This window comes from Tidjanibacter massiliensis (assembly GCF_900104605.1).
Taxonomy (GTDB): Bacteria; Bacteroidota; Bacteroidia; order Bacteroidales; family Rikenellaceae; genus Tidjanibacter; species Tidjanibacter inops.
In genome coordinates this window covers 1,049,053-1,064,603 of record NZ_LT629960.1, presented here as the reverse complement: position 1 = coordinate 1,064,603, position 15,551 = coordinate 1,049,053, and the positions used below count along the sequence as shown (strand labels likewise).

Sequence of the window (15,551 nt, the reverse complement as noted above, 5' to 3'; positions counted from 1 at the left end):
GGGAGCAATGTACACCATATTAGCGATAAATCCGGGTTCTACCTCGACCAAGGTTGCGATATATCAGGACGACAAGGCCGTGCGTGAACTCACGCTCCGTCACTCGACCGAAGAGCTTGCTCCTTTCGCGGGTGTGCTCGACCAGTTCGACTTCCGTAAACAAATCATTCTCGATGCCATGAAGGAGGCCGGCGTGACGCTCTCCGACATCGATGCGGTCATCGGGCGGGGCGGGCTCATCAAGCCCGTCAAGTCGGGCGTTTACGAAGTGAACGAGACGATGATAGACGATATCCGTCATCGTCCGGTGGGGCAGCATGCTTCCAACCTCGGTGCGCTTCTTGCCTATGATATCGCCAGGGAAGCCGGAGCGAAAGCCTATATGGCCGACCCGGTCGTGGTGGACGAGCTGCAGGACGTGGCGCGGATTACCGGCCATCCCGATATCGAGCGGGTATCCATCTTCCATGCCTTGAACCAGAAGGCGATGGCACGTGCCTATGCCGAAAAGAGGGGTGTGAGGTACGAAGACCTGAACCTTATCGTCGTGCATCTGGGCGGCGGCATTTCGGTCGGGGCTCACCGCAAGGGCGAGGTCATCGACGTGAACAATGCGCTCGACGGCGAAGGGCCTTTCTCTCCGGAGCGTGCCGGCGGACTTCCTGCGCTGGCTGTTGCCAAGTGGGCTGCGAGCGGCAAATATGACATCAGGCAGATAGCCAAGTTCATCAACAGCCGCGGCGGTTTCGTGGCGCATTTCGGTACGAACAGTGCAATGGAGATATCCAAACGTGCCGAAGAGGGCGACCAGCGTGCCGCACTTGTGCAGGATGCCATGTGCTACAATGTCGGCAAGGCTGTCGGTGCGATGGCAACCGTGCTGAAAGGGCAGGTGGATGCCATTATCCTGACGGGCGGTATCGCCCATGACAAGTATGTCTGCAAGTATATCGGCGACATGGTGTCGTTCATTGCCGAAGTGGTGGTCATGCCGGGCGAGAACGAGCTTGAAGCCTTGGCAGGCAATGCGTTGCGTGTGCTCGAAGGGAAACTGACCCCGAGAGTGTACGAATAACGATACGGCAATTCTCCATAAGTCTCCGCGGGATGCATTCTTGCGGAGACTTCTTTTTTGTAAACTCCCCGTGGCAGCCCGTCCGGCAGCGTTTCGTCTGCCTGTCTTTCTCTTTATTATCTGCCTCTGTCTCTTGGAGGTAACTGCTTCGTGAATGTTCATGGGATAGTCCGTCCTGTGCGGAGGCGGGCCGTATGCGTTTATAATCCCTAACGGAACTTTCCCGGCTGTACCGTGTACCGAAAGGGGCGAATGAGCGGATGCCCGGTCATGGCAGTGCAGGAGACGGCAAAGGGCCGGGCCCGATATGGTTCGGATGCGGGACGGAAGCGCCGCCCGGTATTCGTCCTGTTCGGAACAGGACGGGAGAAGGACGAAAAGAGACGGTGTGTCCTGATTGCGGACAGTTGCGTTATTGTCGGGGGCTGGTGCTTGGTCGTTGGCAAAAACATCTTTTGCAGTGCATGTCAATGTCTGGCGATACGGAGCGGGGTCGGATATGTACACCTCCCTGCGGGTGTACATGTCGTTTTGTACTGGTGCGGTTCGAAGTAACGGCCGCGATAACTGTGGTGAAATATGGAGATTGCAGATGGTGCGGGCCTCTTCCCTGTGGAAAGGGGAGCCGTGTGAGGAGTCGGTCTTTTTCGGTTCGGCAGAACGTTATCTGTTTTTGTTGCGTCTCTTTGTTGCGTCTCCGTCAGGGGCGTGAACCTGGGAAGCCTTGGGCTTTTATCTCTCGTTCGCCTGTTTCGTTGGCGTGTTACTCAGGGGCACGGACTTGCGGGGAACGTCTTTTCGGTTCGGCCGCAACGGGTATTTGTTCCCTCTTGTGCCGTCTTGTTTCCGTCAGGATTTCGTCTCTTTGGCAGTGTATTTGAGCAGGCCGGTGCAGGCATCCTCCAGCAGGTCGAGCACCAGTTCGAAACCTTCCCTGCCTTCATAGTAGGGGTCCGGAACATGGTCGTAGTCGTGCCGGCTGCTGAAATCCGTCATACGGTAAATTTTGGCTTTGTCTTCGAGGGTAAAGGCCAGGCGGTCGAGGGCGTCGTAGTTGCGTTCGTCCATGGCAATGAGCATGTCGAAACGGGAGAAGTCTTCGTCGAGAACGGGACGGGCCCGGTGCGTGAGGCGATAACCCCTCCGTTGGGCCGCTTCGCGCATGCGCGGGTCGGGCAGGTCGCCGCTGTGGCCGGAGTAAGTTCCCGCTGAATCTATTGCGTAATGTTCGGCAAGACCGGCTTTTTCGGCCTTGCTTCGTAGGATTCCTTCTGCAGCCGGGGAGCGGCAAATGTTGCCCATGCAGACGAAAAGTATCCTCTTTTTCATACCTCGGGTCATTCTTCTGGGGTGCAAAGATAGCATTTTTGCGGCAGCGGCCGAAGGGCTGCGTGATGATACGGTACAAATCCGGTGCCTGACTGCAGCGGTCCGGCGGCGTATCTCCTATCCGTTTCTTTTGCCTCCGGCTCTCCCTGCAGTCACACGTCTGAGGTACCGTCGTGCATAGGCGGCCATGGCCGGCCGGCATTCCGGATTTTCGGACAGGCTGCGTACCATCTCCGTGAGGTTCTCCTCTATCCATCCGATACGGGTGCGTAGGTCGTCCAGCAGTTCTATCTGCCAAATCTTGACGGCTACCGGTGTCTTTTCGTCCGTCAGCAGGTCGAAACATTTGCCTGCGAGTTCTTCGGCCTGCAGGGCGTCGGTAGCGACGGCACCGCGGCGGACCATGTCGCAGAGCATTTTGGAGTAGATGCGTTGTACGCTCGTATTGTCGGAACGCAGAAAATCCTCGAAAAAACGACGGAAGCGTGCCTCTATGGGGTGTGCATCCATCGTGTAGGCCCATTCGAGTGCCCATGCCGAGCGGAAAGCCACCTGTGCCTCGTCCGAGCGGGCGAGCTCCATGGCTTCGTCCCATAGCTTCTCCTCTGCGATGAGCCGGCCCAGCATACGGTTCGTCTGTTTGGTCAGACCGCCCGCGGACAGGATGCCTTGCAGCGTCTCCTTATCAATCCGCTCTTGCGGCGGCGGACCGAGCTCTTCCCGGGCGGAACGGGCAGCGGTGGGGTATTCGGTTCGTTTGTAGATGCCTTTCATTTTCGTTTTGACATGATTTGACCGTGACCGGATAACGGACGATGCCGGCAACGTCCGACTGTCCGACCCGGACGGGTGTATGGCGCCGATTGGTGTCTCCGGTCGGACCTGGCCGTTCCGGTTCGATGCGGAGGCGTGCGGCTGACGCGTGCGGAGTCACTGGTGTTTTACCGCCGGTATTTCGTATGTGTGCATCTCTTTGGCCTCTTCCGTAGCGGGAAAGAGGGTGCGTGCCTCTTCGACGAGGGGTGCCGCGTCTTTGTAGCGCGAGGAGAAATGCCCTATCAGCAACCGGCCGGCCTGGGCTTTCGCGGCGGTTTTTGCGGCCTGCAGGGCAGTGGAGTGCCCTGTCTCCCGGGCGAGCGCCCGTTCCGCGTCGGCAAAGGTGGCCTCGTGGTAGAGCAGGTTTACACCATGGGCGATGTCCGCCACTTTGCCCGAAACCATCGTATCGCTGCAATATGCGTAACTGCGCGGTGCATAGGGGAGATAGGTCAGTTCGCCGTTGGGTATCGTGTAGCCGTTCGGTCCGGAAATGTCTTCGCCGCGCTTGGCGGCGGTTATCTGTGCGATACCGAGACCGTAGCGTTCGATGGCCTCCTTGTGTACGTTGAGCTCCGGCCTCTTTTCCCGGAAAAGATATCCTGCTGCCGGAACACGGTGTCGCAACGGGATGCTCCATACCTCCATGACACTGTTTTCGAATATCGGCAGGTGTTTTCGGGTATCCACCTCGCGATAGATTATCTCGAAGGGCAGGTTCGTGTCGAAGTAGCGGTAATGGTACTCCAGAACCTCACCCAGCGGAGCCGGCGCGAAGACCGTGAGCGGTGTCCGCCGTCCCATGAGTCCCATGGACGATATGAGCGGGAAAAGTCCGTAGACGTGGTCGCCGTGAAGGTGTGACAGGAAAACCGCGTTTAGCCTGAGGGGATGGATGCCGCATTCGATGAGTCTGGACTGCGTGCCCTCCCCGCAATCTACCAAATAAAACTGCTCATGCACGTTGAGTGCATGAGCAGAGTGGTGTCTTTGTATCGTCGGCCTTGCCGAACCGTTGCCGAGTACGGTCACTTTGAAAGTCATGGTACCATTGTTTGCGGCAGCCGGCCTGTCACGGGAATGTTCGCCCCGAACCCGGTGCGGCCCCCGATACGTTCGAGTCGTCGTTTATTCAGCTTTCTTGTCGCTCTCCGCTTCTTCGAGGCGTGCCTTGAGTTCGGCCAGTCCGGTGATGTCACCGAGCGTCGTCTTCTCTACCGAAGCGTTTATCTTCTTGACATTGGCTTTGGTAGCGTCGGCTGAAGCACGTTTCTCATCCTTGGCGGCCTTCTCCTCCGCGCGGCGTGCATCCTCGAAAGTGCGCGTGTGCGAGAGGGTGATGTGGCGTGTCATCTTGGAGAATTCCGTTACCTTGAAGGGAAGCGTTTCGCCTACCTTGGCGGTCGTGCCGTCTTCCTTGGCAAGCTGGCGCGAGGGCGCAAAGCCTTCGATGTTGTCGCCGAGCGAGACCACTGCGCCGCGGTCGGTCATTTCGGTGATGGTACCTTCGTGTACGGAATCAATCGGGAACTTGCTTTCGAATTCGTTCCACGGATTCTCTTCGAGTTGTTTGTGACCCAGACTCAGACGGCGGTTCTCCTTGTCGATGCCGAGCACTACGACATCGATATCGGCTCCTATCTGGGTGATTTCGGCCGGATGCTTGATTTTCTTGGTCCAGCTCAGGTCGGAGATGTGGATGAGGCCGTCGATGCCGTCCGCTATCTCTACGAAGATGCCGAAATTGGTGAAGTTGCGCACCTTGGCGGTGTGGCGCGAGCCTACCGGGTAGCGCTCTTCGATACCTTCCCACGGGTCGGAGGTGAGCTGCTTGATGCCGAGCGACATCTTCCGCTCCTCACGGTCGAGGGTGAGGATAACCGCTTCCACCTCGTCGCCTATCTTCATGAAGTCCTGTGCCGAACGCAGGTGCTGGTTCCACGACATCTCCGATACGTGGATGAGACCCTCTACGCCGGGTGCGATTTCGATGAATGCGCCGTAGTCGTACATCATCACGACCTTGCCCTTCACCACGTCGCCCACCTTGAGGTTCGGGTCGAGCGCTTCCCACGGATGGGGCGAGAGCTGCTTGAGGCCGAGGGCGATACGTTTCTTCGTGTCGTCGAAGTCGAGGATGACCACGTTGAGTTTCTGGTCGAGCTGTACGACCTCCTCCGGATGGTTCACGCGGCCCCAGCTGAGGTCGGTGATATGGATAAGTCCGTCTACGCCGCCCAAGTCGATGAATACGCCGTAGGAGGTAATGTTCTTGACCGTACCTTCGAGTATCTGACCTTTTTCGAGCTTGGACATGATTTCCTTCTTCTGCGCTTCGAGCTCCTCTTCGATGAGCGCCTTGTGCGATACGACCACGTTACGGAACTCCTGGTTGATTTTCACCACCTTGAACTCCATGGTTTTGTCCACGTACATGTCGTAGTCGCGGATGGGCTTCACGTCTATCTGTGAGCCGGGCAGGAACGCTTCGATGCCGAATACGTCCACAATCATACCGCCCTTGGTGCGGCACTTGATATAACCCTTGATTATCTCGTCGTTTTCGAGGGCCTGGTTCACCCTGTCCCAGGACTTGAGCTGGCGGGCATTCTTGTGCGAGAGCACCAACTGTCCCTTCTTGTCCTCGGCGCTTTCCACGTAAACCTCCACCTTTTCGCCTACCGCGAGTTCGGGGTTGTAGCGGAATTCGGCTATCGGGATGATACCCTCCGATTTGTAGCCGATGTTCACGATGACTTCACGCTTGGTGATGCCTACGACGGTACCTTCCACCACTTCGCCCACCTGTACGTTGGAGAGTGATTCGTCGTATTTCTGTTCTACGGCTTCCTTGTTGCCGCCGTACAGGTCGAGGTCGTTCTCGAACGCATCCCAGTTGAAGTCTTCGTTGGCCACTCGCTTCGGCGCCTCTTCTGCCGGCTTGGCTTCCTTGGCGGGTTTTGCCTCTTTCGCGGGTTTCGCAGGTTTGGCTTCCGCCTCCAGGGCAGCGTTCTCAACGGCTGCGCCCTCGATTACTTTGTTTTCTTCCATGTTTGTTTAAAATGTCTTGCAATTAAACAGTTAGACTTTATTTGTAAGCTTCCCTGGCGGGAAGGAACGCACAAAGATACGACTAAATACAAGTATTTCAATAGGAAGCAGGGAATTTTTCACAGTTTTCCGGCTCGCGGAAGCGGTACGTTCCTGTGGGCGGGAACCGGATGGTCGTGGGGCGGGAGCGGTATTCGGCCGGAGTCATTTCCAGCGTATGGGGCGGAACGGCTCCACGTTGACGGTGACCTGCGTTTCGGGGCCGTATTCCCGGCGGAGCAGCTCTTCGATTTCGGCAGTTACCAGGTGCGAGGCGTCTACCGTCATGTCGGGGCTGAGCCGGATGCTCATTTCGACGGCTATGCGGGTCCCCAGATTCCGTGCACGCAGTCGGTGGGGGTCTTGAATGCCGGATATGGACGATATCATCTCCAGGATACGGTGTTCTTCGGAAACAGGAAGCCGTTTTTCGAGCAGGTCGCCGAGATTGGGGATGACGAGTTCGATGCTGATTTTAACGATGAGGGCGCCTACCACAATGGCCGCCACCGGGTCCATGATGACCCATTTGCCTCCGAAGGCTCGGGCGGCGCCTATGCCGAGCAAGGTGGCTATAGAGGAGAATGCGTCGCTGCGGTGATGCCAGGCGTTGGCGATAACGGCCCGGCTCTTTACCCGTCGTCCCGTTCGGAGGGTGTACCGGTAGAGCCACTCCTTCGCCGCGATGGAGACGGCAGCGGCAACGACGGCTATCAGGCCCGGCCGCTGGAATGCGGTGCCGGAGAGTATCGAGCTGATGCGGTGTGCGCTGTCGACGAAGATGACGATGGCCACGCCGAGCAGCGCCAGACCGATGAGGACCGTCACGACCGTTTCGTGTTTGCCGTATTCGTAGCGCGGTTTCTCCTCTTTCGTCGCCGTGGGGGTGGTATTGACGGAGAGCAGGACGATGATGTCGGTGGCGAAGTCCGAAATGGAATGGATGGCATCGGCAAGCATGGCGCCGCTGCGTCCCAGGATTCCTGCGATGAGTTTGCCTGCCGACAGCAGGATGTTCACGAATATTCCGGTCAGCGTGACTCGGTATATTTCGTTCGGCCTGTACGTTTCCGACAGGGGTGCGGAACCGTTCGGGATTCCCGGTACCTCCGGGAGGATTGTTCGTCGTTTCATGTTTTTGTCCCGTCTCCAAAACAGGTACGGCGGCATTTCGGCCGGATAACCGGCAGCCGTACCGAACCGACACGCTGCGGAGCGCATTAAATATGAAAAACAGCAATTGTCGTGCCGAAAATACGCCAAAGGGCCGGACTCTCTGCAGGAGGGAAATAAACGCATCGGCTGTTGGATTCGGCCGCCGGATTCCGTATCTTTGAATGTCAGCGGAGCGGGGACTTCCCGCGCCGCCGGCGGAACCCAAATAAAATCCTAAAAACTTAAACGCTTCAATCTTATGACACAGCAGGAGTATATCGAACGGGAGAGCCGTTACGGCGCCCACAACTACCATCCGCTGCCCGTGGTGCTGCAACGCGGCAAGGGCATTTTCGTATGGGATACCGACGGGAAGAAGTATTTCGACTTCCTCTCCGCCTATTCCGCAGTGAATCAGGGGCACTGCCATCACAAAATCGTGGGTGCGGTGTGCGAACAGGCGGGCAAACTCGCCCTGACTTCGCGGGCGTTCCACAACGACGTGCTCGGTCAGTGGGAAGAGTATGTGACGCGGTTTTTCGGTTACGACAAGGTACTGCCCATGAATACCGGTGCGGAGGCCGACGAGACGGCCCTCAAACTGTGCCGCAAGTGGGCCTATCTGAAGAAGGGGATAAAGGACGGCATGGCGAAGATAATCGTGTGCGACGGCAATTTCCACGGCCGTACCATCACCATCGTCTCCATGTCTGCCGACCCGGAGGCCTATCGGGATTACGGGCCCTATACGCCCGGTTTCGTAAAGATTCCCTACAACGACATTCCGGCACTCGAACGGGCCCTGGAAGACCCTGACGTAGCCGGTTTCCTGGTGGAGCCGATACAGGGCGAGGCGGGGGTGTATGTGCCCGACGAGGGATACCTCCGCAGGGCCTGCGACCTTTGCCATGCGCATAATGTACTCTTCATGGCCGACGAAGTGCAGACCGGAATCGGCCGTACGGGACGGATGCTGGCCTGCGACCACGAAGGGGTGCGTCCCGATATACTTATTCTCGGCAAGGCGCTGGGAGGCGGTGTCGTGCCTATTTCCGCCGTGCTGGCCGACGACGAAATCATGCTGACCATCAAACCCGGCGAACACGGTTCCACTTTCGGAGGCAATCCGGTTGCCTGTCGGGCTTCGATGGCCGCACTGGAGGTGGTGCGCGAGGAGCGGCTTACGGAGAATGCTGAAGCGATGGGGCGGATATTCCGCGACAGAATGCGCTCCATCGGTTCCGACATGATAGCGGAGGTGCGCGGAAAGGGGCTGCTCAACGCCGTGGTGATAAGGCCGAAGAACGGTCGTGAGGCGTGGGATGTCTGCCTGCGGATGCGTGACAACGGTCTGCTGGCCAAACCGACTCATGACCATATCATCCGTTTCGCGCCGCCTTTGATAATTAGCGAAGAAGAGCTGCTCGACGCCTGCGGTATTATCGAAAGGAGCATCCGCTCATTCGATTGAGAGACGTTTTGAAATCTGTGATGGAGATGGTTGCGGAAAGAGACGAAAGTGCCGGGGGCGTATTGACCGGCCTCCGGTGCTTTTTACGGACTGCCTGTCAGGCGGCGCTTGTTTTCGTTGCTGCGGTATCGGTATGTTCCTGCGGTGGAGGGGGGCGGATGCAGGAGGCGGAGGCGTATCGTGCCGACAGCCTGGCTTTCGTCCTGAGCCAGCTTTACGGACTTGACCAGGGGGTGAGGATGTTGGGGCTGAGGGGCGAAGAGGTTGCGGCGATTCGGCGTGCGGATTCCCTCACGTTCGGGCAGTTTCTTGCTTTTGTTTCGGAATACGGATTTCCGACCGCCGAACTGGTAGGGGAGGATAACTTTTCCCGCGAATGTGTATGCATGCTCGGCTATGTCGTCATGCTGCATAATCCGCAGCGCTTGCTGGAGCCGGAGACGTTCCGTCTGCTGTGCGGCGAGGTGCGTGCAGGAAGGCTCAACCCGGAGGTCTTCGGTTGGGCGCTCGACCGCTATTTCGTCACTTACGAAGGGTATTCCCTTTTCAATTCACCTTACCGGGCGGTGCGTGCGCTGCAGGGGGTGCCACGCAGCCGCCGTGCCGCATCCGATTCGCTGCATGCGGCCATCGGGCTTCCTTTGCTGCCCGATTCGGTGTTCGTGGAGTGAAACGGGCGTTTTTTGGGAGGATACGAGGCCGTCATGTTTGGATAGTTCGTGAAAATCGCTATTTTTGTAGGCTTCACGACGGGGGCGTAACCGGTCCCCGCAGCCGGGAGGCAGCGAAAAAATGAATAAACCTTAAAGACGACAATGCCGAAATTATCACAACGCGCGGAGCGCATGCCCGCATCGCCGATACGGAAACTCGTTCCGTATGCCGTACAGGCCAGGGACAGGGGAATCAAGATATATTCCCTCAATATAGGACAGCCGGACATAGAGACGCCGCAGGTCGGACTTGACGCCCTGAAACACATCGACCGCAAAGTGTTGGAGTACAGTCCCAGCGACGGGCTCCCCTCTTACCGTAACAAACTCGTCGGTTACTATGCCCGGTTCGGCATCGACCTCAGCCCGGAAAACATCATCGTAACGACGGGCGGTTCGGAAGCGTTGCAGCTCGCCTTCCCGTCGTGTATCAATCCCGGTGATGAAATTATCATGACCGAGCCGACATACGCCAATTATATTTCGTTCGCCATGCAGGCGGGGGTGAAGGTGCGGCCCATCAAGACCGATATACGCAACGGTTATGCGCTTCCGAGCGTAGAGGATTTCGAGGCGCTCATCGACGAGCGTACGAAGGCCATCCTCATCTGCAATCCGAACAATCCGACGGGGTATGTCTACACGAAAGAGGAGATGATGCGTATCCGCGACATCGTGAAGAAATACGACCTGTTCCTCTTTTCCGACGAGGTGTACCGCGAGTTTCACTATACCGACGAACCGTATGTGTCGGCTCTTCACCTCGAAGGTATCGAGGAGAACGTGGTACTTATCGACTCCGTATCGAAACGCTACTCGGAGTGCGGTATCCGGATAGGTGCCGTCATCACGAGAAACATGCAGCTCCGCAATGCGATGATGAAGTTCGCCCAGGCTCGTCTCAGTCCGCCTCTGTTGGGGCAAATCGTGGCCGAGGCGTCGCTCGACGCGCCGAAGTCGTATATGGAGGGTATTTACGAAGAGTATATCGAGCGGCGTAACCTGCTTGTGAACGGTCTCAACAAGATACCGGGCGTCTATTCGCCCATGCCCAACGGTGCATTCTATACCATGGCGCGTCTGCCCATAGACGACTGCGACCGTTTCTGCGAATGGCTACTTAGGGAGTTCTCTTATGAGGGCGAGACGGTGATGTTCGCTCCCGGTTCGGGATTCTATACCAATCCGGAAGACGGGCGCGACCAGGTACGCATGGCCTATGTGCTGAAAAAGGAGGATTTGGCACGTTCGCTCGTCATCCTTGAAAAGGCGCTCGAAGCCTATCCGGGGAGAACGGAGCGGTAGGTTGCTGCGGACCGAATGAAAGAAAAAGGGCTTTCCTTGCGGGAAGCCCTTTTTTCTCAATGAATTATAGGCTCAATTGGTGTACAATGTATAATAATTGCAAACACCGCCACGATTCTTAATCTTGATTGTGAATGCTCCCGTCCATTTCGGTGTCCAACTGCAATAGCAGGTGTCGGTATAGTCATCGTCTTTCTCGATGAGATTGCCGTTTGAATCGTAGATGTAGAGATCCAGGTCGGTATCACCGTCGCCCACAACGGCCACTTCGGCCTCTTCCCCGGCAATAAAGCGGATTGTATAGTTATCGGTACAGTTGGCGTATACGCAGTCCTCATGTACCGCTGCTCCGCCCACGCGGCCGCGGCTTGTGCCGTTATCAATCTTCACTTGGTCGGCTAATGCAAGCAGCGTGGCATTGCCGTCGGCATACGCTCGGGCATCTTTCAGCAGTTGCTCTACCGAGAACTCGGTTTTCTGGGCCTTGCCGTCGGCCGTCCCCTCGCCCTTGATGAATGACTCTGGCGTCAGTTCGTACGTAGGTACGCCGTTCAGAATGCGTGCCGCCTCAATCAGAGCCGATGCCGAGTAGGTTTCGTAACCGTATCTGGCCAGGTCCGATGCCAGACGCAACTGCGTCATCAGTTCGCTTGCAGGCTGTTTGGCATCGTCCGTCTTCTCCTGTGCGAACGTAAATTGCGCAGCGGCAACGAGTGCCAATGTCAAAAGGATTTTTTTCATAATTTAAATTTATTTAAGTTAAACAAAAAGGATTAATCCAACATGATGAATGCCGCCCAATCCTTGTCGGGATATGCATTTTTGGTTTTGGCCTGTGCATCTCGGAACGCTTCGTGCCGTTCCATGCCGACGGTCAGGTTGTTGTAGAACTCCGTCATCATATATTGAGCCATCTGACTGTCTATCTGCCATAGAGTCATGACAATAGTTCCGACGCCGGCCTGCTTGAACCCTCGTTGCAGACCGAAAATCTCGTTGCCCGAGAGGTCGCCCAGAGCAGTCTGGCAGGCCGACAGTACGACCAGATCGACCGCCGAGAGATCCATGTCGGCTATTTCGCGTGCCAGCAGCAGGCCGTCCTCGCGGTCGTCGGCCGAGAGTGTTTTCTTGCGCGATAGCCTCAATCCCGAGCGCATCATCGGCGATAACAGCTCTTCCGATGTCTGATACTCGGTGTGTCCGGGCATATAGAATCCGTGGGTGGCTATGTGAAGTAGCTCGAATTGCCGGCCGGAGAGTGCCTTGAACGACTCCTCCACACCCGAATCGTCTGTCTTCAAATCGGGCTCTACACCGCAGGACCTCAGCATTTCGGCAATATTTACGGCTTCATGGTATGTCTCGCTGTAAATATTTTCATCGGGCAGCATTCCCTCTGCCAATGATAATGATCCGCGCGACACGGTACGCGAGGCCGCCAGATCGGTATCGCGATATTCGCTCGTCGCTCGGGCCATGGCATCGGTCCCCATGTCGTAATTCAGTCCGCCGTATATCACAGCTCGTTTCATCTCGTGTGCTTCTCGTCCGATACACAACTCGCGCGTCGATGACAATCTCCGCAGCGTATATCGCTCGTCGGCTGTGCGCCGGTCTTCGCCTTGCGGTCTGAAGGCACCGATATTCAACATGTTCATTACACCGTCCACCGAGAAATATACGGTCTCGCCCTCCGATAGATACTCCTGCAAGGGCTGCCATATCAGCGGCCATAGCTGCCATGCCTCCGGCGTATTGTACAGCCGCCTGTTTTTGAGCTGGTCATTCTTGACGTAGTCGCGCAGCACCGATTCGCGGCACAGCTCCACGATTCGCGGCGATTCCCAGCCACTGCGCAGCATGACGGCGACATACAATGGATCGGCTTTCTTGTCCTCTCCGCCGGTCAGCCGCATGAACTCTACGGCCGCATCGTGCTCGTTCAACCTGCTCTGCACCTCGCGCCAGCCGACCGTATGTCCGCCGGCAAAATCGGTTTCGATGCCCATGCGGCGTACAGCCATGATGATGTCGCGCTGCGCGGTTTTCAAGGCTTCGCGCATAGTCGCCACATGCGAGGGGTCGCTGCCGCGCATAGTCATGTTATCAAGCCGTGCCGCCAGATTCTTCATCTGGGCATAGCGCACGCGCACGATAGAATCGGGGTGCTCGGTAAGCAGCCTGTCTACGCGGTTGTCGGCACTCAGCAGCAGCCCCTTCATCATAAGGCTGTAATCGTATACGCAGGAGGCCAGTATGGCGTTCTGCTCCTCGTTGCCGCGGGCGGCCTCGCATATCTCCATAAAAAAGTTGCTGTCCGCTATTCTGCCGTAAAAACTCTCGCGCTCCTCCGACGACAGATTGTAGAGTTTGTCATCTATCTCGGCTTTTATCCCTTCCGTATATTTCTCGGCCGTATCGCGCATACACTCCGTGTCACCGGCATGTGCGGCGCAAGACATCATTTCTAAGAAAAATGTGGGGTCGCAAAACTCCGAACATCGCTCGGCGTAGGTCTTATATATTTCGATGGCAGGCCTCCAATCCTGTGTTCTAAAATGTGTTTCGGCTACCCTAAGATTGGATAATATTTTAAAGTCATCCGACGGATTGCATTGTATGGCGAGATTCAATACCTCTAACGATTTCTCATAATGCTCCTGTACATAATATACATCGCATATCAAACCCGATACAATAGCTTTATCTTCATCGTTCTGCAATCGATTAACCATCGAAAAAGCCTTATCCGCCAAAGCGGTAGCCAGCTCCTTTTGCTCACACTCGGCGAGTACTGCTGCGCATTGTGCCGTACATATCAGATCGGGAGATAAAAATGACTCGTCGTTATACTCGCAAGTCTCGATATATGGCAAAACGTAATTATCGAGTATTTTACGGGCTTGGACATGATTTCCCAACAGAGTGTATATGATTGCAATATCCGCGAGAGGATACGGAACAATGCTCTTGTAAATATTATCATAATAGGCCAATGCCGGTTCTATTATATCGAGAGCCAAGGCGGTATCGCCATAGAAGAATATCATGTTGGCAAGATTAAGAGATACCATCACGAATACCTCTTCGTTTTCGCATCCGAAATTTTCGAGCATGGATTTGAATTGCGAAATAGAGTCTGGCGTCCATATTGTCAATGATATGGCTGTCCAAACATCGCGAAGCATCTTTGCACATTCGATACAGTATTGCACGTACGTATCGTAATTATCTTCATTGACAGAGTCCTCAGGACACAATCCCGGCAAATGGCCGGCAAACATATATCCTGCTTCCCGCAATTCTTTGCAATACGCCAAGAAATCAGTTATATACTGTAAATCGATGCTGTTGTATCTTGTCATCACAGAAGCATACATGAGGTCGAACGCCTCCGTCGTTCCGAATCTATCCGTACATTCTTCTTTATAGATGTCGAACCGTTCGCGTTCTCGGTTCACTCGACCTGCGGCCTGATTTAATATATTTCCAAGCCACTCTTGCATATAAGGCGGCAGTATATACAACATTAATTTCGTAAGCTCACGAGTACAGTCCGCTATGAGTTCGTATTGTTCGGCATTATAGGCGTTTGCTACCGCATTGCATATTATGAATTCGGGCCTTTCAGTATAGTCGCCCTGATAATAAACACGAAAACGATTATACAGCCTCACAAACAATTCCTCCGGCCAAGGGTCGATATCCTGCATATAGGTATCGTCGCCATACAGCGTATATTCGATATAATGCAGATTATTATAACCGTAATTTTTAAACCCGGCTACGGTAGCCTCTTCCTTATATAAAATGTAATTACCCATATGGTACGCCAACTGGCAGAAATTATAAAGCATGCTGCCGACGGATTCATCGGGCAGATACTGCGACAGATATCGATTCACCAACAAATCGCGCCCCATGGCCATTTGCTTGAATATCTCCTCCTCGGCCATTCGCTTCACCGTGACGGCCATGCACGGCAGATAGTGGTCGCGAATCACCTTCGGCGATATATTGTCTATACAGTCGGTTAGTTTGAAAGATATTCCTGTGGCGAAATCGAGCAGATGCGTCCGGTCGAGCTGCGAGACGAAATTCGGCAAATCCATCTGCGCGGCCGTATTCGGCTCCACACTTATGCGATAGAGATAATCGTAGATTTTTTCGCATGTCGGACACGGTTGGGTATCACCGTCGGCATGTCGTGCCGAGGCAGTAGCGACGACCGACAGCGAGAATGCGATAACGAACATTGCGCGCAGCAGTTTCATAATGTTCTGGGGGTTAGTCTACAAACGGAAAGCGTGTTGCCGATAGCTTATTTCAGTCAAACAGGCCTAACACTCAGAGATAAAATAAGCGACAGCCTACACCTGGTTATACCCCGAGAGGTACGACACGGCAAGATGTCGGCCTGTACTCTGTTTGGATTGAAGTTCCTAAGTTCGCTTGACATGAAGGTTTTGCACTTCCTGTTTGTTAAACTGTTAATACAAATATTTTTTTGCAACATGAAGGTCTGTTGCTGTTATTTAATTTCAAAGTAAATACAGAGTTCCATAGTATTCCAAAAAAAATTAATATTGTGACTCAA

11 protein-coding genes are annotated in these 15,551 nt (G+C 55.1%); 4 read left to right on the top strand and 7 right to left on the bottom strand.

What is annotated here, in order from left to right:
* Positions 1–7 precede the first annotated feature (7 nt).
* A complete protein-coding gene (buk, locus tag BQ5361_RS05625) occupies positions 8–1,075 on the top strand; it encodes a butyrate kinase (RefSeq protein ID WP_022064357.1) in 1,068 nt (355 codons plus the stop codon).
* An 849-nt stretch (positions 1,076–1,924) separates the two neighbouring features.
* Here the strand turns inward: buk and BQ5361_RS05620 are convergent.
* From BQ5361_RS05620 to BQ5361_RS05600, 5 genes are all read right to left on the bottom strand, one after another.
* On the bottom strand, positions 1,925–2,404 hold the full coding sequence (locus tag BQ5361_RS05620; protein WP_035472676.1) for a low molecular weight protein-tyrosine-phosphatase: 480 nt from the start codon (positions 2,402–2,404) through the stop codon (positions 1,925–1,927).
* Positions 2,405–2,521: 117 nt separating this feature from the next.
* Complete coding sequence (locus BQ5361_RS05615; protein WP_035472543.1) at positions 2,522–3,178, bottom strand: hypothetical protein; 657 nt, start codon at positions 3,176–3,178, stop codon at positions 2,522–2,524.
* A 156-nt stretch (positions 3,179–3,334) separates the two neighbouring features.
* On the bottom strand, positions 3,335–4,264 hold the full coding sequence (locus BQ5361_RS05610; RefSeq protein WP_035472541.1) for a ribonuclease Z: 930 nt from the start codon (positions 4,262–4,264) through the stop codon (positions 3,335–3,337).
* 84 nt (positions 4,265–4,348) lie between these two features.
* A complete protein-coding gene (rpsA, locus tag BQ5361_RS05605; RefSeq protein ID WP_022064353.1) occupies positions 4,349–6,271 on the bottom strand; it encodes a 30S ribosomal protein S1 in 1,923 nt (640 codons plus the stop codon).
* Positions 6,272–6,475: 204 nt separating this feature from the next.
* Positions 6,476–7,444 carry a cation diffusion facilitator family transporter gene (locus BQ5361_RS05600; RefSeq protein ID WP_081976812.1) on the bottom strand — a complete coding sequence of 323 codons (969 nt, stop codon included), beginning with the start codon at positions 7,442–7,444 and terminating at the stop codon, positions 6,476–6,478.
* 280 nt (positions 7,445–7,724) lie between these two features.
* Here BQ5361_RS05600 and rocD point away from each other — a divergent pair, with 280 nt between their 5' ends.
* The 3 genes from rocD (at position 7,725) to BQ5361_RS05585 (ending at position 10,954) form a co-directional block, all read left to right on the top strand.
* Positions 7,725–8,936: an ornithine--oxo-acid transaminase gene (rocD, locus tag BQ5361_RS05595; protein ID WP_035472539.1), complete on the top strand. Its 1,212-nt coding sequence runs from the start codon at positions 7,725–7,727 to the stop codon at positions 8,934–8,936.
* 26 nt (positions 8,937–8,962) lie between these two features.
* Positions 8,963–9,607, top strand: coding sequence for a hypothetical protein (locus BQ5361_RS05590; RefSeq protein ID WP_143047520.1), 645 nt, complete (start codon positions 8,963–8,965; stop codon positions 9,605–9,607).
* Between the two features lie 144 nt (positions 9,608–9,751).
* Positions 9,752–10,954 (top strand): pyridoxal phosphate-dependent aminotransferase, encoded by a 1,203-nt coding sequence (locus tag BQ5361_RS05585; RefSeq protein ID WP_022064349.1) that lies wholly within the window; start codon positions 9,752–9,754, stop codon positions 10,952–10,954.
* 72 nt (positions 10,955–11,026) lie between these two features.
* Here BQ5361_RS05585 and BQ5361_RS05580 read toward each other — a convergent pair whose 3' ends face one another.
* Both BQ5361_RS05580 and BQ5361_RS05575 read right to left on the bottom strand, forming a co-directional pair.
* Positions 11,027–11,695, bottom strand: a complete 669-nt coding sequence (locus BQ5361_RS05580) for a hypothetical protein (protein ID WP_143047519.1) — start codon at positions 11,693–11,695, stop codon at positions 11,027–11,029.
* Positions 11,696–11,727: 32 nt separating this feature from the next.
* A complete protein-coding gene (locus tag BQ5361_RS05575) occupies positions 11,728–15,210 on the bottom strand; it encodes a CHAT domain-containing protein (protein ID WP_161940433.1) in 3,483 nt (1,160 codons plus the stop codon).
* Between the last annotated feature and the right edge of the window lie 341 nt (positions 15,211–15,551).

Excerpts from the sequence above, each read along its gene's own strand:
- BQ5361_RS05615 (WP_035472543.1), bottom strand. The coding sequence starts at position 3,178 with ATGAAAGGCATCTACAAACGAACCGAATACCCCACCGCTGCCCGTTCC.
- BQ5361_RS05580 (WP_143047519.1), bottom strand. The coding sequence starts at position 11,695 with ATGAAAAAAATCCTTTTGACATTGGCACTCGTTGCCGCTGCGCAATTT.
- BQ5361_RS05620 (WP_035472676.1), bottom strand. The coding sequence starts at position 2,404 with ATGAAAAAGAGGATACTTTTCGTCTGCATGGGCAACATTTGCCGCTCC.
- BQ5361_RS05585 (WP_022064349.1), top strand. The coding sequence starts at position 9,752 with ATGCCGAAATTATCACAACGCGCGGAGCGCATGCCCGCATCGCCGATA.
- buk (WP_022064357.1), top strand. The coding sequence starts at position 8 with ATGTACACCATATTAGCGATAAATCCGGGTTCTACCTCGACCAAGGTT.
- BQ5361_RS05600 (WP_081976812.1), bottom strand. The coding sequence starts at position 7,444 with ATGAAACGACGAACAATCCTCCCGGAGGTACCGGGAATCCCGAACGGT.
- BQ5361_RS05590 (WP_143047520.1), top strand. The coding sequence starts at position 8,963 with ATGGTTGCGGAAAGAGACGAAAGTGCCGGGGGCGTATTGACCGGCCTC.
- BQ5361_RS05575 (WP_161940433.1), bottom strand. The coding sequence starts at position 15,210 with ATGTTCGTTATCGCATTCTCGCTGTCGGTCGTCGCTACTGCCTCGGCA.
- rpsA (WP_022064353.1), bottom strand. The coding sequence starts at position 6,271 with ATGGAAGAAAACAAAGTAATCGAGGGCGCAGCCGTTGAGAACGCTGCC.
- BQ5361_RS05610 (WP_035472541.1), bottom strand. The coding sequence starts at position 4,264 with ATGACTTTCAAAGTGACCGTACTCGGCAACGGTTCGGCAAGGCCGACG.
- rocD (WP_035472539.1), top strand. The coding sequence starts at position 7,725 with ATGACACAGCAGGAGTATATCGAACGGGAGAGCCGTTACGGCGCCCAC.